This window comes from Corynebacterium sp. EPI-003-04-2554_SCH2473622 (assembly GCF_001665955.1).
GTDB lineage: Bacteria > Actinomycetota > Actinomycetes > Mycobacteriales > Mycobacteriaceae > Corynebacterium > Corynebacterium pseudodiphtheriticum.
Genome location: NZ_LZMN01000014.1, coordinates 1 through 18,671, shown reverse-complemented (window position 1 = coordinate 18,671; position 18,671 = coordinate 1). Strand labels below are relative to the sequence as shown.

17 protein-coding genes and 1 tRNA gene are annotated in these 18,671 nt (G+C 55.6%); 4 read left to right on the top strand and 14 right to left on the bottom strand.

The features are described 5' to 3' along the window. Window positions 1-43: 43 nt before the first annotated feature. From serB to nrdF, 3 genes are all read right to left on the bottom strand, one after another. Window positions 44-1,345 carry a phosphoserine phosphatase SerB gene (gene serB / locus A5774_RS01310; protein WP_064833091.1) on the bottom strand — a complete coding sequence of 434 codons (1,302 nt, stop codon included), beginning with the start codon at window positions 1,343-1,345 and terminating at the stop codon, window positions 44-46. Between the two features lie 240 nt (window positions 1,346-1,585). Beyond that, window positions 1,586-3,328, bottom strand: a complete 1,743-nt coding sequence (gene ctaD, locus A5774_RS01305; RefSeq protein ID WP_027018046.1) for a cytochrome c oxidase subunit I — start codon at window positions 3,326-3,328, stop codon at window positions 1,586-1,588. Window positions 3,329-3,742: 414 nt separating this feature from the next. After that, window positions 3,743-4,726, bottom strand: coding sequence for a class 1b ribonucleoside-diphosphate reductase subunit beta (gene nrdF, locus A5774_RS01300; RefSeq protein WP_064833090.1), 984 nt, complete (start codon window positions 4,724-4,726; stop codon window positions 3,743-3,745). 195 nt (window positions 4,727-4,921) lie between these two features. Here nrdF and A5774_RS01295 point away from each other — a divergent pair, with 195 nt between their 5' ends. After that, complete coding sequence (locus tag A5774_RS01295; protein ID WP_064833089.1) at window positions 4,922-5,662, top strand: FadR/GntR family transcriptional regulator; 741 nt, start codon at window positions 4,922-4,924, stop codon at window positions 5,660-5,662. A gap of 52 nt (window positions 5,663-5,714) precedes the next feature. Here the strand turns inward: A5774_RS01295 and nrdE are convergent, their stop codons facing one another. The 5 genes from nrdE to A5774_RS01270 all read right to left on the bottom strand — a co-directional run bounded on the left by nrdE (window position 5,715) and on the right by A5774_RS01270 (window position 10,991). Continuing rightward, the gene (gene nrdE / locus A5774_RS01290; RefSeq protein WP_275434996.1) at window positions 5,715-7,904 is read right to left on the bottom strand and encodes a class 1b ribonucleoside-diphosphate reductase subunit alpha; all 2,190 of its coding nucleotides are present in this window, start codon (window positions 7,902-7,904) and stop codon (window positions 5,715-5,717) included. Between the two features lie 65 nt (window positions 7,905-7,969). Then, window positions 7,970-8,410 carry a class Ib ribonucleoside-diphosphate reductase assembly flavoprotein NrdI gene (nrdI, locus tag A5774_RS01285; RefSeq protein ID WP_021354051.1) on the bottom strand — a complete coding sequence of 147 codons (441 nt, stop codon included), beginning with the start codon at window positions 8,408-8,410 and terminating at the stop codon, window positions 7,970-7,972. A 144-nt stretch (window positions 8,411-8,554) separates the two neighbouring features. Then, window positions 8,555-8,800, bottom strand: a complete 246-nt coding sequence (gene nrdH / locus A5774_RS01280; protein ID WP_021354050.1) for a glutaredoxin-like protein NrdH — start codon at window positions 8,798-8,800, stop codon at window positions 8,555-8,557. Window positions 8,801-9,262: 462 nt separating this feature from the next. Continuing rightward, the gene (gene ykgO / locus A5774_RS01275; protein ID WP_021354049.1) at window positions 9,263-9,385 is read right to left on the bottom strand and encodes a type B 50S ribosomal protein L36; all 123 of its coding nucleotides are present in this window, start codon (window positions 9,383-9,385) and stop codon (window positions 9,263-9,265) included. A gap of 184 nt (window positions 9,386-9,569) precedes the next feature. Further along, window positions 9,570-10,991, bottom strand: coding sequence for a sugar porter family MFS transporter (locus A5774_RS01270; protein ID WP_081820605.1), 1,422 nt, complete (start codon window positions 10,989-10,991; stop codon window positions 9,570-9,572). A gap of 41 nt (window positions 10,992-11,032) precedes the next feature. Between A5774_RS01270 and nadE the strand changes: the two genes are divergently transcribed. Next, on the top strand, window positions 11,033-11,887 hold the full coding sequence (nadE, locus tag A5774_RS01265; RefSeq protein WP_082936042.1) for an ammonia-dependent NAD(+) synthetase: 855 nt from the start codon (window positions 11,033-11,035) through the stop codon (window positions 11,885-11,887). A 7-nt stretch (window positions 11,888-11,894) separates the two neighbouring features. Here the strand turns inward: nadE and A5774_RS01260 are convergent, their stop codons facing one another. Next, on the bottom strand, window positions 11,895-12,653 hold the full coding sequence (locus tag A5774_RS01260) for a fructosamine kinase family protein (RefSeq protein ID WP_064833087.1): 759 nt from the start codon (window positions 12,651-12,653) through the stop codon (window positions 11,895-11,897). A gap of 57 nt (window positions 12,654-12,710) precedes the next feature. Here A5774_RS01260 and A5774_RS01255 point away from each other — a divergent pair, with 57 nt between their 5' ends. Then, on the top strand, window positions 12,711-13,553 hold the full coding sequence (locus tag A5774_RS01255) for a hypothetical protein (RefSeq protein WP_021354045.1): 843 nt from the start codon (window positions 12,711-12,713) through the stop codon (window positions 13,551-13,553). 51 nt (window positions 13,554-13,604) lie between these two features. Here A5774_RS01255 and A5774_RS01250 read toward each other — a convergent pair whose 3' ends face one another. After that, window positions 13,605-14,147 (bottom strand): hypothetical protein, encoded by a 543-nt coding sequence (locus tag A5774_RS01250; protein ID WP_082936041.1) that lies wholly within the window; start codon window positions 14,145-14,147, stop codon window positions 13,605-13,607. A 96-nt stretch (window positions 14,148-14,243) separates the two neighbouring features. Between A5774_RS01250 and A5774_RS01245 the strand changes: the two genes are divergently transcribed. Then, window positions 14,244-15,434: a cytochrome P450 gene (locus tag A5774_RS01245; protein WP_064833086.1), complete on the top strand. Its 1,191-nt coding sequence runs from the start codon at window positions 14,244-14,246 to the stop codon at window positions 15,432-15,434. Between the two features lie 563 nt (window positions 15,435-15,997). On the opposite strand, the gene A5774_RS01235 is transcribed toward A5774_RS01245, so the two are convergent. The 4 genes from A5774_RS01235 to A5774_RS01220 form a co-directional block, all read right to left on the bottom strand. Next, a tRNA-Ala gene (locus A5774_RS01235) sits at window positions 15,998-16,070 on the bottom strand. 182 nt (window positions 16,071-16,252) lie between these two features. Beyond that, complete coding sequence (locus tag A5774_RS01230) at window positions 16,253-16,972, bottom strand: thioredoxin domain-containing protein (protein ID WP_064833084.1); 720 nt, start codon at window positions 16,970-16,972, stop codon at window positions 16,253-16,255. Between the two features lie 65 nt (window positions 16,973-17,037). Then, on the bottom strand, window positions 17,038-17,517 hold the full coding sequence (locus A5774_RS01225) for a MauE/DoxX family redox-associated membrane protein (RefSeq protein WP_064833100.1): 480 nt from the start codon (window positions 17,515-17,517) through the stop codon (window positions 17,038-17,040). A gap of 43 nt (window positions 17,518-17,560) precedes the next feature. Further along, on the bottom strand, window positions 17,561-18,671 hold a 1,111-nt coding region (locus A5774_RS01220), incomplete at its 5' end, for an ABC transporter permease (RefSeq protein ID WP_231892301.1).

Genomic DNA, 18,671 nt, shown 5'->3' with positions numbered 1-18,671 from the left:
CGGTCCAGTGCTAGTCCAGTGCTAGCCCAGAGCCAGCCCAGAGCTAGTCCAATGCGACGCGGTGGTAGCTGCCATCCTCCCGGTCGGAAGTATCGATCTCTGTGCGGGGAATACCCATGATGTAGAGCACTTCATCCAAAAATGGGTGGCTCACCGAGGTATCAGCAATTTCCCGCAATGCTGGCTTCGCATTGAAAGCCACGCCCAGGCCGGCAGCGGAGATCATGTCGATGTCATTGGCACCGTCGCCGACGGCCACTGTTTGCGCCATCGTCAGGCCCGAATCCGCGGCGAATTCCGCGAGGAAATTCGCCTTCGCGGCACGGTCTACCACCTGTCCGATCACCCGACCGGTGAGCTTACCGTCTTCGATTTCCAGGGTATTGGCCCGAACGTAATCGAGCTCGAGTTCTTCGGCGAGATCTTCTAGCACCTGAATAAAACCACCAGAGACCACCGCGGTGCGATACCCCATACGGTTCAGCGTACGCAGCGTAGTGCGCGCGCCCGGTGTGAGTTCGATGGCATCGGCGACTTCTTGCACCACAGACGCATCCAGTCCAGCCAAAGCCTTTACGCGCTCACGCAACGATTCTTCAAAATCTAATTCCCCGCGCATCGCCCGTTCAGTCACTTCGGCAACTTCCGCTTCCCTGCCTGCATAGGCAGCGAGCATTTCAATAACCTCGCCGGTGATTAGCGTGGAATCGCAGTCAAAGCACACCAGTCGTTTACCCCGACGGGCCAGACCTGCGCGTTCGATCGCAATATCCACCCCGAGGTTGCTGGTCAGCTGCGCTAGCGCCGCACGGAGATCTTCACTGGCACCAGGTGCTGGATTTGCTACCGACACAAAGATTTCTAGGCCAGTAACTGGGTAATCCGCTATGCCACGCATGCGGTCGATATTCGCACCGTGCTTGGCCAGGGTGGCGCCGATCGCTGAAATCGCCTGTGCCGTAACTGGGTTTCCCAGCACCACCACGACGTGAGTAGACCGTGGATCTGGTGCCGGAGTGTCGTTATCTTCTGTTCGGTACTCGATGGTGACCTGCTGGCCTAACGGGGTTAATGCAGCGGTCAGAGCTTCAGATAGCTCAGCGAAATGCTCGTCTTTGATGCCAGTAAACGCAGCCAATTGCAGGTGGCCCAAAAACTCAGACTGCTGCACGTCTAACAGCTGCACGCCATAATTAGCGAGCACGCGGAAAAATTCCGCAGAAACGCCTTTTTGGTCTTTCCCGCTGACGATAACGACGGCAGAGCGCAATCCTTTCTGCAAGCGGACGGTTGGTTCGGCTTGCCGGGATGCAGCGGGGGTCTGCTTGGGATCTGGTTGGTTCACAGGTTCCTCAATTCGGTTGCTACGTCGGTGAAACTAGCGGCGGCGTATACGCAGGGTGCCGTTTCTAGGATAAGCCAAACCCCCGCTACCCACTAGGAGTGGATGGGCGCGGGGGTTTGGATGGTTAGCAGGTAGTGGCTAGTTCTGGCGCAACCGCTGTGGCTGATTTCTCCAGAACTATGCTGTTAGAACTTTCGACCTGCTAAGAGCGTTCTTAAGCGTCAGAAGCACAGGCACGGACTAGTGCTTGGCGTGCGAAACCTGGCGTGGGTCTTCGTGTGCTCCGGAGTCGTGAGCGCCAGAGTGCGCTTCGGCACGCATGCGCTCGACCATGTGCGGGTAGTGCAGCTCGAATGCTGGACGCTCCGAACGAATGCGAGGCATCGAGACGAAGTTGTGGCGTGGTGGTGGGCACGAGGTTGCCCATTCCAGAGAGTTGCCGTAACCCCATGGGTCATCAACAGTGACGATCTCGCCGTAGCGCCAAGACTTGAAGACGTTCCATACCAGTGGGATAACCGAAGCACCCAGAACGAAGGCGAAGACGGTGGAGATCTGGTTGTAGATGGTGAATCCGTCGGAGTCCAGGTAGTCAGCGTAACGACGTGGCATACCCATGTTGCCGACCCAGTGCTGCACCAAGAATGTGCCGTGGAAGCCGATGAAGGTCAACCAGAAGTGGATCTTGCCCAGACGCTCGTCCAGCATACGACCAGTCATCTTCGGGAACCAGAAGTACAAACCGGCGAATGCGGAGAACACAACGGTACCGAACAAGGTGTAGTGGAAGTGAGCGATCAGGAAGTAAGACTCAGCCAGGTGGAAGTCCAGTGGCGGCGAAGCCAACATGACACCGGTCATACCACCGAACAGGAAGGTGGTCAGGAAGCCCATGGCCCAAATCATTGGGGTCTCCCAAGTGATGTGGCCCTTCCACATGGTGCCTACCCAGTTGAAGAACTTCATACCGGTTGGGATGGCGATCAGGAAGGTCATGAACGAGAAGAACGGCAACAGGATAGCGCCAGTCACGAACATGTGGTGTGCCCACACAGCCATCGACATGCCACCGATGGACAGCGTCGCGAAGACCAGGCCGATGTAACCAAAGACTGGCTTGCGGGAGAAGACCGGAACAATCTCGGAGATAACGCCAAAGAAAGGCAGAGCCAGAACGTAAACCTCTGGGTGGCCGAAGAACCAGAACAGGTGCTGCCACAGGATGGCGCCACCGTTGGCTGGCTCGTAGATGTGGCCGCCAAGCTGACGGTCATACAGAACACCCAATGCACCAGCGGTCAGAACTGGGAAGATCATCAGGGCCAGGATGGCGGCAACCATGATGGTCCAGCAGAAGACTGGCATACGGAACATGGTCATACCTGGTGCACGCAAAGTCAGCAGGGTGGTCAGCATGTTAATAGCTGAGGCGATGGTACCGACGCCAGTAGCGCCGACACCGACGATCCAGAAATCAGCACCCAAGCCTGGGGTGTGGATCGAGTCAGCCAACGGCATGTACATGGTCCAACCGAAGTCCGCAGCACCACCTGGGGTCAGGAACCCAGCCAACATGACGAAGCCACCGATGGTGGTAATCCAGAAACCAAAAGCGTTCAGACGCGGGAAAGCCACATCCGGTGCGCCGATCTGTAGCGGCAGGATGTAGTTAGCGAAACCCCACACAACCGGGGTAGCGAACAGCAGCAGCATCACGGTGCCGTGCATAGTGAACAGCTGGTTGAACTGCTCGTTGGACAGCATCTGCAGGCCAGGGGTGAACAATTCGGCACGAATCAACAGTGCCATCAAGCCACCGAGGAAGAAGAAGCTGAAGGACATGATCAAGTACATGATGCCCAGCTGCTTGTGGTCGGTGGTTGAAAGAATTGTCAACGCCTTAGACCCGGTGCGTTCATGCCCCGTTGGTTGGGGACGAGTTGGCTCGACATAATCATCAAGCCGTGGCGCCACAGCGGTCATAATTCCTCCTAATTACGAAAGCACTCGCCGACCACCAGCACAGCTAATCGGCGCGCACTGGAGGTACAGAAAATGCCAATTAATTACGAGTATTTATATTAGGTCACTGCGAGGTTTTTAGGTAACCACTGAACGTTTTTGTTTTCTCATTTCCCACCTGCGCCCGGCCCAGCATTAGTTAGGCTTAGCCAGGCTCTTTTCGACGGCCACTACCCCACTGGCATGGTGGCACGAGCCTTAGACGGCTTAAGTGCAGGAACACGAAAAACCCCACCAGTAACACGGCGGGGCGCACATAATCTGGAGCACATACTCCGTGAGCCACCCCACTGTAACTGTTGAGGTTTCTGTGAAAAGTTCAACGCCGGAAGGGGGCTGCTATTCCCCCGGTTGGTGTCATACTTTCGACGGGGTTTAGAAATCCCAGTCGTCGTCAGTCGTCAACTCTGCTTTCCCCATGACATAAGAGGAACCGGAACCAGAGAAGAAGTCATGGTTTTCATCAGCATTCGGCGCCAACGCAGACAGAATTTCTGGGGACACTCGTGTTTCGTCAGCCGGGAACATGCCTTCGTAGCCGAGGTTGTTTAGTGCCTTGTTTGCGTTATAACGCAGGAATCGCTTGACGTCTTCAGTCCACCCGAGCTCGTCGTAAAGATCCTCGGTGTACTGCATCTCGTTTTCATACAATTCGTACAATAACTCGAAGGCGTAATTCTTCAGCTCTTCCTGGCGCTCTGGCGACTGTTTTTTCACCGACTGCTGGTATTTATAGCCAATGTAATAGCCATGCACGGCCTCATCACGAATGATCAGACGGATAATGTCTGCGGTGTTGGTCAACTTCGCACGCGAGGACCAATACATTGGCAAGTAGAAGCCCGAGTAGAACAGGAAAGATTCCAGCAGCGTGGAGGCAACCTTGCGCTTGTCTGGGTCTTCACCGTGGTAATAATCCAGCACGATGCGTGCCTTACGCTGCAAACGCTCGTTTTCTTCCGACCAACGGAATGCATCGTTAATCATCGGCGTCGAGGCCAGAGTCATGAAGATATTCGAATAAGACTTGGCATGCACGGACTCCATGAACGCAATATTTGTCATGACTGCTTCTTCATGTTGCGTCTGGCAATCCGGCAACATAGCCACAGCCCCGACAGTGCCCTGGATGGTATCCAGCAGAGTAAGACCCGTAAAGACCCGCATGGTGGTCTCTTTTTCTTTCTCAGTCAGGGTTTTCCAGGTGGGAATGTCATTGGAAACGGGAACCTTTTCTGGCAGCCAAAAGTTACCAGTCAACCGATCCCAGACCTCTTGATCTTTATCATCGGGAATGGTGTTCCAGTTGATGGCTTTGATCGGTTTGTTCGGATCGTCGGGAGCAGTACCAGATGCCATGGGAGTACCTCGTTCTGTCGGGGATTTTCACTTAAAATTAGGCGTGCATCCCGCCTTTTAACTATCCAATCTAGCCTATTTTGCGCACTCATTTCGGCCTGGATTCGAGCAGTTCTGCACCTAGCAATTGCCGCTCATAACTAAGCTGGATACGGCGTTGCTAATCGACGACTCGTGACGAAAGGAACACCACCCGTGACCCCGCCGCACCACCCCCACGGCGCAACTGCCACTGCCCCACTGCTGGGGTCTGTCTTCGATGAACTTGGCCGCGAAATCGTCTCGGGTGAACACCCAGCAGGTACACAATTTACGCTGCGTGCAATCTCCGAGCGTTTTGGAATTTCTCGTACCGTCGCCCGCGAGACCATGCGCGCACTGGAGCACGTGGGCTTAGTAGCCGCAGGCCGGCGGGTTGGCATCACAGTCTTAGAGCAACGACATTGGGCTTTGTTCGATCCGGCTGTCATCAGCTGGCGCTTAGCAGCTCCCACTCAGCGCAGTGCACAGCTGGCTTCCCTCAATGAATTACGGATGGCGGTCGAACCGGTTGCTGCACGGCAAGCCGCGGACAATGCCAGCCCGCAACAACGTGCCGAAATCCTGGAACTAGCTAGCACCTTGGTGCACTTAGCAAAAATGCCCGCCGAAGCGGGCAGGCAGGAGGACGACGCAGCAGACTTCCTAGCAACAGATTTACGTTTCCACTCACTGCTCCTGGAAGCTTCTGGTAACGAGATGTTCGCGGCACTCGTACCGGTATTTTTTGCCATCCACAGTGGCAAAACCGTCTTCGGTGTAGGTGCAGATAAGCCAGTGGCCAACACCCTGGATCTACACCAGGAGTTGGCCCAGTACGTTAGCGACGGCGACGGCATTCACGCAGAGCGCACCTCGCACGCTTTACTGCACGAAGTGGCGCGCTCATTGGAGTAGCCGCCCCGGCGGGTTCAAACTTTAGTGGTTTCCCCGGCGGGTTTTTAGCGGCTTACAGCATGCAAGAAACGCAGCCTTCTACCTCTGTACCCTCCAACGCTTGCTGGCGCAGGCGGATGTAGTACAGGGTCTTAATACCCTTGCGCCAAGCATAAATCTGGGCTTTGTTGATATCGCGAGTGGTCGCAGTATCCGGGAAGAACAATGTTAAAGACAAGCCCTGGTCTACGTACTTCGTGGCTACCGCATAAGTATCAATGATCGCCTCGTAGCCGATCTCGTAGGCATCCTGGAAATACTGCAGGTTGTCATTGTCCATGTGCGGCGCCGGGTAGTAGACACGGCCGACTTTGCCTTCTTTGCGGATCTCGATCTTCGACGCAATCGGGTGGATCGACGAGGTCGAATTGTTGATATACGAGATGGAGCCTGTCGGCGGCACGGCCTGCAAATTACGGTTGTACAAACCGTGCTTGGCGACGTCTTGTTTCAACTGTTCCCAGTCTTCTGCACTCGGCGTGGTGATCGAAGAATTTGCGAAGAGCTCTTTGACTTTCTCAGTCTGTGGAGCAAATTCGGCTGGGTCGTAGCTGTCGAAGAAGACTCCGCTGGCGTAATCCGACTGTGGGAATTCCGCAAAGTGTTCGCCGCGCTCGCGGGCCAGTTTGTTGGAGGCCTTCAAGCTGGCATACATCACGGATGCGAAGTATGCGTTGGTGAAATCCAGGGCTTCTTCCGAGCCGTAGTAGATGTGCTCGCGGCCTAAGTAGCCATGCAGGTTCATCTGCCCCAGGCCAATTGCATGCGAGGTGTTATTGCCCTCACGCACTGATGGCACCGAGTTGATCGTGGTCTTGTCCGAAACAGCGGTCAACGCGCGGATAGCCATCTCAATGGTCTTTTCGAAATCCTGCGAGTCCATGGCCTTGGCAATGTTCAAAGAACCAAGGTTGCAGGAGATATCGTGGCCGACGGTGTCATAGCTCAGGTCGTCGTTCAGTACCGATGGACTGTTGACCTGCAAGATCTCTGAGCAGAGATTGGACATGTTGATCCGTCCGGTTTTGACCGGGTTCGCACGGTTCACCGTGTCTTCGAACATGATGTACGGGTAGCCGGACTCGAATTGCAGTTCGGCGATGGTCTGGAACAAGTGCCGCGCATTGATCTTGGACTTGCGGATGCGCGGGTCCTCCACCATGTCCTCGTAGTTGTCGGTAATCGAGATATCGGCGAATGGCTTCCCGTAGACGCGCTCGACGTCATAAGGCGAGAACAAATACATGTCTTCGTTGCGCTTGGCTAGCTCGAAAGTAATATCTGGAACGACCACGCCGACGGACAAGGTCTTGATGCGGATTTTTTCATCTGCATTTTCACGCTTGGTGTCCAAAAACGACAGGATATCTGGGTGGTGTGCGTTCAAGTACACCGCACCTGCGCCCTGTCGCGCACCCAGCTGGTTGGCGTAGGAGAAGGCATCTTCCAGAAGTTTCATTACTGGAATCACGCCGGAAGACTGGTTTTCGATGTGCTTGATTGGCGCACCGGATTCACGCACATTGGATAGCAGCAGGGCCACGCCTCCGCCGCGCTTAGACAACTGCAAGGCAGAGTTAATGGAACGGCCAATCGATTCCATGTTGTCTTCGATACGCAGCAGGAAGCAGGAAACCAACTCGCCGCGCTGAGCCTTACCGGCGTTCAGGAACGTCGGGGTAGCTGGCTGGAAGCGCCCAGACATGATCTCATCCACCATGGCCTTGGCGATCTCTTCGTTGCCGTCGGCAAGGAATAATGCGGTCATGGATACGCGGTCTTCGAAACGTTCTAGGTATCGACGGCCGTCGAAAGTCTTCAGCGTGTAGCTGGTGTAGTACTTGTAGGCGCCCAGGAAGCTCTGGAAGCGGAATTTGTAGGCATAAGCTTGCTTGAACAATGACTTGATGAATTCGAAGTCATATTGTTCGATCACGGACGGGTCGTAGTAAGAATTTTCGATCAGATAATCAATTTTTTCTTCCAGGTCATGGAAGAACACAGTGTTCTGGTTGACGTGCTGGATGAAGTATTGATTCGCGGCTTCGCGGTCTTTGTCGAACTGAATCTGACCATTTTCGTCGTAAAGATTCAGCAACGCGTTCAACGCGTGATAATCCAGCTGGTGATCGGTACTGACGGGTTCGGCGACAGTTTTGCCGACGTGATTGGTCACGGATGCAACCTTCCTGCTTTGAGACATTGTGAATTAAAAGGTGGTGAATTGAGGGGTTGTGAATTGAGTGGTTGTGGAATGAGATTCTGGAATTAGGATGCGAGATCTTCTACTAGGCCGAGCCGTTGTGCGTTATTGTCCAGACCTTGCCGGACTAGCTCCACGTCTTCGGCGGTTCCCATGAGCTCGAAGCGGTAGACATACGGCACGTTACATTTAGCGGCGATGAGGTCGCCTGCTTTGCCGTAGTCGGCACCGAAATTGCTGTTTCCACCAGAAATGACAGCCCGTAAGTGTTTTCGATTATCGGGGTCATTCAGAAATTTAATAACTTGGGGCGGAACTGGTTTAGCGGTGGCTCGAGTCAACGAAACCCCTCCCCCATAGGTCGGACACACCAGCACGAATGGTTCATCAACACTCAGGTGGCCTTCCTGTGCTGGACGCAGCGGAATGCGTTTGGAGCGATAACCTAGCTTGTCGACGAATCGCTTAGTGTTTTCCGTGGTGGAAGAAAAATACACGATCAACATCGTGGGCCACACTCCTGTCTGCACACGGCAAAAGAAATGACTTGGGTTGACTACCTGAAGGTGACTGCTGGGCTCATTGTTAGGAATGGCCGCTGTCTATGGGAGAGGGGGAAATATGCAGTTATAACGATGTTCTGTCAGCGATTAGGCCGAGGCAGTAGCCATGGTCTCCGCCAATGCGCTCAGGCGCTCTGGACGGAACCCGGACCAGTGCTGCCCCTCTGCTACTACGACAGGCGCTTGGAGGTATCCCAGGGCCATGACGTAATCGCGTGCTTCATCATCCATGGAGATATCGATAACGTCGTAGTCCAGATCAAGTGCGTCCAGCTTCTTTTTAGTCATGGTGCACTGCATGCAAGCTGGCTTGGAGTAAACGGTGATTGCCATGGGGAGACTTCCTTGTCAGTACGCATCGGGCGGGTTTTTCGAGTGTTTCTCGATGAAGTTGTGTGGCAAGCCCATCGGCTCGCTTCGACTTCATCGACACTATACGTTGTGCCAATATGTCGCAATTACACTACATATAGTAGTTACATCTGTGGAATCCCCTGCTGGAGGTATTCACAGCCCCCACATCTAGCTCGCGGGCGAGTGATTACTTTCCCAGCCGAGAACACCTTTTCCAGCCCCCGTCAGCATTTCCGCAGGACGACCCACCACACCGTTATCAAATCGTTATACACGGATGTAATTTCACAGGCTGTGACTAGGCTGTGTACAAAATGTGGAAACTCAGCACAGGACGAAAACAGAAATCAGAGCAGGGTGAAAACATAGCAAAACCGCCGCCCCACTCAGTTAAGAGTGAGACGGCGGCATGATACAAGCTTCGGAAGAAACCCAGGTGAATTAGCCCTGACGTGCCTTGAAGCGTGGATCTTTCTTGTTGATCACGAAGGTTTTACCGTGACGGCGGATGACCTGGGCGCCCGGTTTCTTCTTCAGCGACCGAAGCGACTTGCGGACCTTCATCGGGCGCTCCTTTCTGTACGCAGCTACTACACAGCGTGTAGACAATAATTATCAGCGACCGCCCAAAACGGCGATCATAACACAAGCTGACAGTCTACCTATCTCACACCAGTTTTCTCAAATCCCAGTGTTTTCGTGCACTCTCGCCCTGACAGGATAGCTCGTCAACACTTGCTAATGCGCTTTACTTAGCCCAGCGTTTTTCCATAACCTCGCCGACTTCCTCCAAGCTGCGCCCCATCGTCTCCGGGATAAACACCCGGACAAAGCCCAGAGCAACCACACCCAGCATGGAGAAGGCCACGAAGGTGCCGGAACCGCTCAGAATCTCTGTGACTGGCAAGAAAAATTGTGCGACAGCCCAGTTCGCCACCCACAGCGCAAGACCGGCGATGCCCATACCCAGACCACGAGCCTGCACTGGCACAATCTCCGAGATCAACAGCCAGGTAGTTGGGGAAACCGCAGCCTGCTGGAAAGCGATAAACACAGCCATCAGACCTAACGAAACCATCGCCCAGGTGAAGCTTCCGTCGGCAAGACTATAGGTCAGAGCCAGCACCAACAGGGAGATAATATTTCCGGTCAGCCCCCACGTCAGCAAGCGTTTCCGGCCGACGACATCGATGATCTTCAGGCCTACCCAACAAGCAATAACGGAAACCACACCAATGACGATCGAGGTATACACCGCATTGGTGGTCGAGATACCGACCTCACTCATCATCGTCGGCGCGAAATAAATCACGGCATTTACGCCCGTGATCTGCTGCGTCACGCCGATCAGCATGGCAATCAGAATGGTCACCCGGATCCAGCGCATCTTTTTCAGCGCCTGGAATTCCTCTGAGGTTTTCGCACCACCGGAAGCGGCGGTACCGGCGTCGTCAAGCTGTTCTGCCTCAACGACGATCGACAGCTCTTCCAACGACATCCCGGCGCGAGCAGCAACCTCGCGGGCCTGATCGGTGCGGCCTTTGCGTGCCAACCAGACCGGGGTATCGGACAAGAAAATCATGCCAGCGGTGAGCATGGCACCCGGAATCGCGGCCATTCCCAGCATCAGGTGCCAGTTGCCAGTCGGTGCCAACAAGGAGTTGACCAGGTACGCCAGCAGCTGGCCGACGACGATCATCAGCGTGTTCAGGGAGACCATGCGACCCCGTACCGCGGCTGGGACCTTCTCCGCGATATACATCGGAACCACGATCGAGACCGCACCGACGGCCACGCCCAAAAAGGTGCGCGCGGTGGCCAGTTCTGCGACGGATCCAGCCAACGCACACCAAATGGAACCAGCACAGAAGATCACACCGTTAACCAGCAGGGTCATGCGCCTGCCCCACCAATCCGCCACGCGGCCACCCAGCAACGCACCGATGGCGGCGCCAACCAGCAGCATGGCGGTAACGCGCCCTTCCTCGGCAGCGCTCATGCCAAATTCGGGGCTGATATATAACAGTGCGCCGGACATCACTCCGGTGTCGTATCCGAAAAGCAGGCCACCGATGGCGGCGAAAGCGGCGACCATTTTCACGTAACGACGGGTTTCGGTCGTTTCGGCACGGGAGGTATCGCGCGCACCAGTCTGATTATTCTCGGTCATTTTCACAAACACTCATTGTGTCAGGCGACTAGGCTAAAACCATGCCGAAAAATCCCAGCATGAAGCAGCAATCGATCATAAAAGCCCTGGGTGTTAAGCCCTTAATCGATCCAGAAGAAGAAGTTGCCCGGCGCGTAAATTTCCTGGCGGAATACCTGAAAACCACCGGTGCACGAGGTTTTGCCCTCGGTATCTCCGGCGGCCAGGATTCCACCCTGGCAGGCCGTTTAGCACAGCTAGCAGTAGAAAAACTGCGCACAGAAGGCCACAGCACAAAAGGCCACCAGGTGGAGTTTTGGGCACTGCGACTGCCGCACGGCCAGCAGCACGACGACGCCGATGCGCAGATGGCCCTGGAGTTTATTCGCCCCGACCACCGCGCCAGCATCGATATCGCTCCCGCCACCGCCGCGATGGATCAGGCTGCTGCCGCTGCCGTCGGTGAGACTAGCCTGAGCGATTTCAACCGCGGCAATGTCAAAGCCCGCCAGCGCATGATTGCGCAATACGCAGTCGCAGGTGCACGCGGCCTGTTGGTTATCGGTACTGATCACGCCGCGGAAAACATCACCGGTTTCTTCACTAAATTTGGCGACGGTGCTGCAGACGTCTTACCACTGGCTGGGTTAAATAAACGACAGGGTGCAGCACTCTTGCGCCACCTCAAGGCCCCAGATGCTACTTGGCAGAAGGTCCCCACCGCTGATTTAGAAGACGACCGCCCGGGGCTTGCCGACGAAGAAGCCCTCGGACTGCGGTACTCAGAGATTGACGATTACTTAGAGGGTCGAGAAGTCAGCGAAGAGACGTCCACGCGCATCGAGCGATTGTGGGATGCCGGCCAGCACAAGCGCCACTTACCGGCCACGCTTGCCGACGACTGGTGGCGCGGCTAGACCAGAATTAACCCAGCAGCTGCGCGGTCACCTGAGCTGCGCGTTGTAGTGGCCCCGCATACGCCGACCCATGCGTCAGCGAATGTACCGCCAGTGGGTGCAACTGATGCATCGGGATGAACTCGCGCCAATTTTTCGGCAGCGGCGAAACCTCGTGATAACCGGCGACAATCTCGTCGAAATGCGGGGCGCCAAATAGATCCAGCATGGCCAGGTCAGTCTGCGGATGCCCGCCGTGTGCCGCGGGATCAATGAACGCAGGCCCGTCGCTACCGAACAGCAGATTGCCCGTCCACAAATCACCGTGAATGCGGGCGGGCTTCACCGACCACTCCGCAGCGCGGATCGCCTGGCAAGCGCGTAGTACGTCGGCAAGCTCGTCGTCGGCAAGCGTGCCTGCCTGGGCTGCGGCGCGGGCAAATGGCTCGACACGCTGGCGAGTATAAAACTCTCCCCAATCGTCTGTAGGGATGCAGTCCTGTTGCTGGGTACCGATATAGTTCGGGCCCTGCCAACCAGCCGGGGGTGCGCCAAAAGCAGGCGCTCCGGCGGCGTGGATGCGGGCTAATTCGGCACCAGCTCGGCGCGCGGTCTTAGCAGTCGGGGCCACCGATTCGATGTATGCCGTCTGCAGCTCATTGCGCTGCGTGTCCACGGCAACGACGCGGGGCACGCATTCGCTGGCTTCACCCAGCCACTGCAACCCTGCAGCTTCAGCCTCGGCAGCACGGTGTTCGTTCGGGCGTTTGGTGAAACTCTGCGTCATATCCCCCGATGGTACGGAAAGGGATCTGGACAGTTCATGGTGCTATAAAGGATCGGTATGAGCGAGACAACCGCAGACGGCACGCACGGGCACAACTTCGGGGATGCAGATCCCTCACAGAAAACTAACTCCCCGCAAGACACTGAGTCCTGGCAGCAAGAACTGCCCAGTTTCATGCGCAATTTCGAGCGCTTCGACTGGATTCTGTGGGGTCTGCTCGCTGCCTCAGGCATCTATGGTTTTGCACTGCTGCCATTCCGCGCGATGCTGCTGGTGGATCACCCCTTTTTATATTCCGCACTGAGTGGTTCAAGCCTGTCGGTGCTCGCGCTAACAGCAGAAAATGAAAACAACACCGGGCTGATCGTCGCCACGGTACTGGTCGCGGCTGTAAGCATGGTGAAGTTTTTGCCGCTGTTTTTCTTGATCGGCAAGCGCTGGGGCCCATCGTTTATCGATTACTCATTTATGGGCCATCCCCCGTTGTGGTTCCGGAAGCTGGAAAACTTCATCTACCGCCACCCGGGTTTTTGTCTGCTGCTGTCGTATATTCCGTTTTCGCCGATCCCAGCGACAATCATCGTCGTCATCGCCGGCATTAAACGCACCAAGGGCTGGATCATCGGCGCCTATGTGTTGGTTTATGCCATTGCACTGAAGTGCTTCTACGTCTATTTGGGTCTGACCTTCGGTGCCACGGTACGCGAGACGCTGGTAACCATCGAGCGTTACGTCACCTGGATTACCTTCGCCCTGCTGGGATACATGTTTTTCACGATGTGGCTGAAATCCAAGCGGAAGAAGGCACGTTTGCACACCATGGACGACGCCCAGGGGCTCAGCAATACGGACGGCAGGGCTGAGAAAGACGACCGGATCACGAAAGACGACGCGAGCTAGTGGGGGAGCTCGGTGCTAGTCCGCCGACGGGGGCGACCCGACTAACAACAGCTAGCCCAGAGCCTGCGGGTTTTTCGGCAGCAACCGGCGAGTAACTACCACCATGAACGTGATCAGCAAAATAAACAACGCAGCATCAGCAGCAACGTAGAAATAGTGCGTGGTCGAGCCACCTGCAAAATTTCCGGCCAGCACGGCATCGGTACGGATATTGAGGATCGGGCGAATCACCAGAATTTTGATCGCCAGCAGCACGCTAATCGCGATGCCCAGGCCCCAGAGTTTCTGCCGCGACGGCCGACCCAGCAGCCGCACCAGCGTCGTAATGAGTACGACGGCCAGGATGACCTCGACGATGTTCATCGCGAAAAACACCCGTCGGCCAATGCCTAGCCCCAGTGGAATCGTAATCCCTGGGGCGGTGAATTTCAGCGGTGCCTCGATCAGGGAAATGCCGATGATCAGGCCCAACCAAATCGCAGGCAGGAAAAACAGTAGGCTCCGTTTTCCGCGGCCACCTCCGATGGGTTCCGAAGCCAGCTTGCGCGCACTGCTTTTTCCGGTGCTTTTGTTCGAACTAGCAGTCTTTTTCATGCCTCCAGTTTAGCGGTTTGCCCTACTGCTATTGGCCAGAATTTTCTATTTCACATTTCTTATTTCAACAGAAAAATTTCTGTTAACCTCGAAATTGTGTCTGAAAAACTAGCTACTTCCCCTGACAAACTAGACATTCGCACTTCCGACCCGGCCGGGCGTGATCCGTTGGCTTATTCCCACGACGTCCATGCCCACGGCTGCCCGATTGCGCATGACGACGCCGGAGATATCGTCGTTGTTGGTCACGCAGAAGCCACCCGCGTCGCCCAGGATGCCGAAACCTTTAGCTCCGCGGTCTCGCGTTATTTGCAGATCCCGAACGGGCTGGATGGCGACAAGCACAGCGCTTTCCGACGCTTGCTGGATAACTACCTAAATGCCGACGAGGTTGCCCGTTACAGCGCAGATTTTCACCGGGTGGCCCGCGAGGTCATCGACGGTTATCTTGCCGACGCCCCCGCTGCCGGGGATGAAGTAAGCGTCGATGCCGTGCAAGATTTGGGCTACGATTTTGCGGTGCGCGCCATGGTCGCATGGCTGGGATGGCCGCGTGCGATTGAGCCCCGGCTGAAAGAATGGGTGGAGAAAAACGCGGCTGCCACTCGCTCTGGGCAGCAGCACCGCACCGCCCGGGTGGCCCAGGAATACGACGAGATCATCAACGAGGTCGTCGGCGAGGTTCGTGCTGCCGGGCAAGATTGCGTGACCTACCGCTTGATCAATGACACCAGTTTGGGCCGCGAGTTGGAATTCGAAGAGATCGTGTCCATCCTACGCAACTGGACCGGCGGTGATCTTGGTTCGATGGCGAAATGCGTGGGAGTTTTGCTGCACGCGCTCGCAAATAACACTGCCGTACAAGAGCGCATCCGCTCCGGCGTATCTTTCGAGGAGCTGGTGGCGCTTGTCGACGAGATCTTGCGCATTGACGATCCGTTTGTTTCTAACCGGCGGGTCACCACCCGCCCAGCAACGGTGGGTGGCAAGCAAGTCGACGAAGGCCAGCGAGTGTATTTGCACTGGACTGCTGCAAACCGTGACCCGGAGACATTTACCGACCCAGACGGCTTCGATCCAGAGGGGAATGCCGAGAAGAATCTGGTCTGGGGCACCGGGCCACATGCGTGCCCCGGCAAAGATCTGTCGATGGTGGAAATCGGCGCTTTTGTTGAGGAGCTGCTAGCTGTAACCACCGTGCAGGCGAGTTCGCAGGCAGGCGCAGAACGCGATGAGCACCCGGTCGGCGGCTGGAGTAGCTTGCCGATTACTCTGCAACGGCGCTAAAAGGATAAGCCAGAATCCCGGCGCCCCTGCCTAGACTGGCTCCACGACACTTAGCGTCACCATTGCTATCGCCGCTCGCTTAGCGCTTCTGCGCGTTAGCTATTTGGCTATAGACCCATTCCGCGCAAAGGAAGACAAGCAACGAAATCCCCACTGGCCATACGCCGCCTATCTTTCCCGTCAACGCTAGCACCCCAAAAATGGCTGCACTAAGACCAGAAAGAAAAATAACAGCGGCGCATAGCTGCTTCTTTAACTGAAGCATTGGTTGTTGACCTCCGTGATTCCTGAGGAGTCTCGTCCACGCACGAACTTACAATGTGTGCCGGTAACACAACAGACCCCTGCTCGGCTGATTGGCTGCCGCTTTCCGTATCTGTCCAAACCGGCTATTGCTACCTGCCATGAGTGGCATCACGACCGAAAAACGTGTCTCCATTGTGTCGAATATAAGTCGATGCCGGTCCCCTACAGTCTGTTTTACACAAACAAGAATACCCCGAATAACCAGCGTAGATACAGCAAAACCCCCGGTCATTAACAACCAGGGGAAATGCAAAAAGTGGAGCTAACGGGACTCGAACCCGTGACCCCCACACTGCCAGTGTGGTGCGCTACCAGCTGCGCCATAGCCCCAGTTTGAAACTCACAGCGATGATTGGGTGTTCCTCGCCGTCTGTTCAACGGTTGTTTAGTCTACACTTTCACCTTATGCGCAAACAAATCCCGCGCTCAGCATAGGTTTTCGGTTTTACCGAAAGCCCACCCGACCGCGGGATGCACCCGGTAATCGTGCAGATTACCGGGTTTAGCGCGCATTACTTGGACGCAACAGCGACCTTCACCCAGTCGTTGATGTCTTCAACTTCCAAGTCTTTGCCATCCATCAGAACGCGTGGGGTGGAAACGCGACCGACCTTGGATTCCAGGTCTTTAGCATTGGCCTCGCCAGCTTCGCGGGCCTTCTCCAAGAACTTGCCATTGCGAATCTCCTCGACAGCCTCGTCAGATGCTTCCATCTGCGCAGCCGCATCAGCGAAATCATCAGGGCCCCAGCTACGGGCAATATCCTGCTGGTTTTCGAACATAGCTTCACGCAGGTTCCACAGGGCGTTGACGTCGTCATGCTCTGCTAATGCCAGCAGAGCGGCAACTGCCTGGGTGGAGTGACCGTCGCCCTGGTTATCCAGGAAAGTCATAGGGTGAATCGATACGGCCAGGTTTCCAGCGTTGATTTCTTCCAGAGCCTCAGCATCCGTGGCTTCTGCCAAGTGTGCACAGTGTGGGCAGGAGAAATCCTCATACAGATCAACGTGTGGAGCCTTGTCGGCAGCACCAAACGTCAGGGTGTTGCCGTCAAAACTCGTTTCTGCGGAAACTTGCTTGATCTCCCAATTGGCAAATTTTTCTGCTTTCGCGCCCTGTCCATTGATGACGATATAGGCAATCACTGCTACCACGATGGCCAGCACCGCGGCGATGGCACCGATAAAGCCTGCGCTCGATTTCTGGTTCGGGTTGGTTACTTTCTTACTCACTCATCCACCTTGTTCTTCGTTGGTTCTCGCTAGCGAGAAGGTCTCAGTTAAGGATAAACGGCCGCCTACGGATAAATAGCTAAGCGTCGGAAAGGCCTGCGCGCAATCCACACGCTTAAGAAGATATAAAACACATCCCGCAGGATTGTGCGTAAATAGTTCATAGCCTGATCCGATTCGCTGATGTCGACGGTGAAGCAACCGCAATCGATCATCAGCCCACGCGCCCAAGCGGACCCTACACCGATAATAAACAGCACCAGCACCGTCGTCGATACCCAGGCTGCTGGTTTCAGGAACAAACCAAGAAGCAGGAATACTCCCCCTGCGATCTCCAGCGGGCCAATCAGATGTGCCAACGCCGAAGACCACTCCGGGGTGAAGATTTCGTAGCCCTCAATGGTCTGTGTCACGGACAGGTGCTGGTTTAGTTTTGCCGAACCAGCACTGATCCAGATATAGGCCATATAAAACCGAGCGAAAGCGCTGATGGCCTCGAGCACCCAGAAACCTAGAGAGCGCCCCTTCCAGGTGCGTTTCACCATACCAACATCCTTGGGTTCGGTCGTGCTGTCCATATCGCTCATACTAGTCCGCGATAGCTTCCAGCGGTGGTGTCTTAGCAGCCTTGCGTGCTGGCCACAACGCGGAAACCACGCCCACGACTGCCGCACCACCCAGCATGATCAGCACCTGATTCCACGGAATGACCGCACCGCCGAGGCCTTCACCTGCCAGCACATTGATGAACGACCAGCCCAGGCCAAGCCCCGCAAGAATGCCCATGATGGCACCGAATAGCGCGATCTGGACGGCCTCAACAATGATCATCGTGCGAATCTGTCCCCGGTAAGCACCGACGGCGCGCAACATGCCGATTTCTTGTCGACGCTCAATCACACCGAGTGTCAGCGTATTGATAATGCCCAGCACCGCGATGATCACGGCAAGTGCCAGCAAGGCGTACAGAATCGACAGCATCTGATCGATCAGCTGGCTAGCCTCGTCAGCATATTCAGCACCGGTTTTCACCTGGATGACCAGGAATTCCTTGACCGATTCCACCAGCCGCTCGCGCATCTCATCTTCCCCGACAGAATCATCGGTGTTTACCGCGATCATCTGGATCGGAGCAGTATCGCCTTCCATGACTTCATCAACGGCAGATTGTGAGACCAGCAGGTTTTCAAAGATATCGTTCTCGCTGCTGTAAATGCCGGTGATGGTCACTTCGGTTGCGTGCCCAGGTTCCACAGCGACTGGTTCGCCAGATTCATCGGAGCTTTCGGCGGTCTCGAGCGTCGTCAGTGGGAGTGCCTGGCCGACGGTCCAGCCTTCCGCCTTTGCCAGTTCATCACTGACCAGCACTCCAGGCTGGGCAACCAAATCCGCCGAGCCTTCCAGAATTTCCATATCGACGAAATCCTGCGGGCTGCCGTCAATGCTGTTGGTAAAGGTATAGCCCGGACCATAGTTGTATCCGGCCTGCCCGGCGATCTGCACTGGCGCCATGCGCATGGTCACTGTGGTTTCCACGCCATCGGTTTCTGCCAAAGCCCCCGGAACCGCTTGAGGTACTGGGAAAGACCCATCCTGTGGCCCGGTAGCCAAGAAATCTGCGGTGACCCTGGGAATGATGCTGGTAACCGGCATTGGCATGCTGGGTGCGACCATGAAAAACAGCATTGGTGACATGCTG

What these genes read in the sequence shown, in the direction of transcription:
- nrdF (WP_064833090.1), bottom strand. Translation starts at nt 4,726, where the DNA reads ATGGCATCTGGTACTGCTCCCGACGATCCGAACAAACCGATCAAAGCC.
- A5774_RS01250 (WP_082936041.1), bottom strand. Translation starts at nt 14,147, where the DNA reads ATGAAAAAGACTGCTAGTTCGAACAAAAGCACCGGAAAAAGCAGTGCG.
- A5774_RS01255 (WP_021354045.1), top strand. Translation starts at nt 12,711, where the DNA reads ATGAGCGAGACAACCGCAGACGGCACGCACGGGCACAACTTCGGGGAT.
- nrdI (WP_021354051.1), bottom strand. Translation starts at nt 8,410, where the DNA reads ATGTTGATCGTGTATTTTTCTTCCACCACGGAAAACACTAAGCGATTC.
- ykgO (WP_021354049.1), bottom strand. Translation starts at nt 9,385, where the DNA reads ATGAAGGTCCGCAAGTCGCTTCGGTCGCTGAAGAAGAAACCGGGCGCC.
- A5774_RS01260 (WP_064833087.1), bottom strand. Translation starts at nt 12,653, where the DNA reads ATGACGCAGAGTTTCACCAAACGCCCGAACGAACACCGTGCTGCCGAG.
- nrdE (WP_275434996.1), bottom strand. Translation starts at nt 7,904, where the DNA reads ATGTCTCAAAGCAGGAAGGTTGCATCCGTGACCAATCACGTCGGCAAA.
- nrdH (WP_021354050.1), bottom strand. Translation starts at nt 8,800, where the DNA reads ATGGCAATCACCGTTTACTCCAAGCCAGCTTGCATGCAGTGCACCATG.
- A5774_RS01270 (WP_081820605.1), bottom strand. Translation starts at nt 10,991, where the DNA reads ATGACCGAGAATAATCAGACTGGTGCGCGCGATACCTCCCGTGCCGAA.
- nadE (WP_082936042.1), top strand. Translation starts at nt 11,033, where the DNA reads ATGCCGAAAAATCCCAGCATGAAGCAGCAATCGATCATAAAAGCCCTG.
- ctaD (WP_027018046.1), bottom strand. Translation starts at nt 3,328, where the DNA reads ATGACCGCTGTGGCGCCACGGCTTGATGATTATGTCGAGCCAACTCGT.
- A5774_RS01225 (WP_064833100.1), bottom strand. Translation starts at nt 17,517, where the DNA reads ATGGTGAAACGCACCTGGAAGGGGCGCTCTCTAGGTTTCTGGGTGCTC.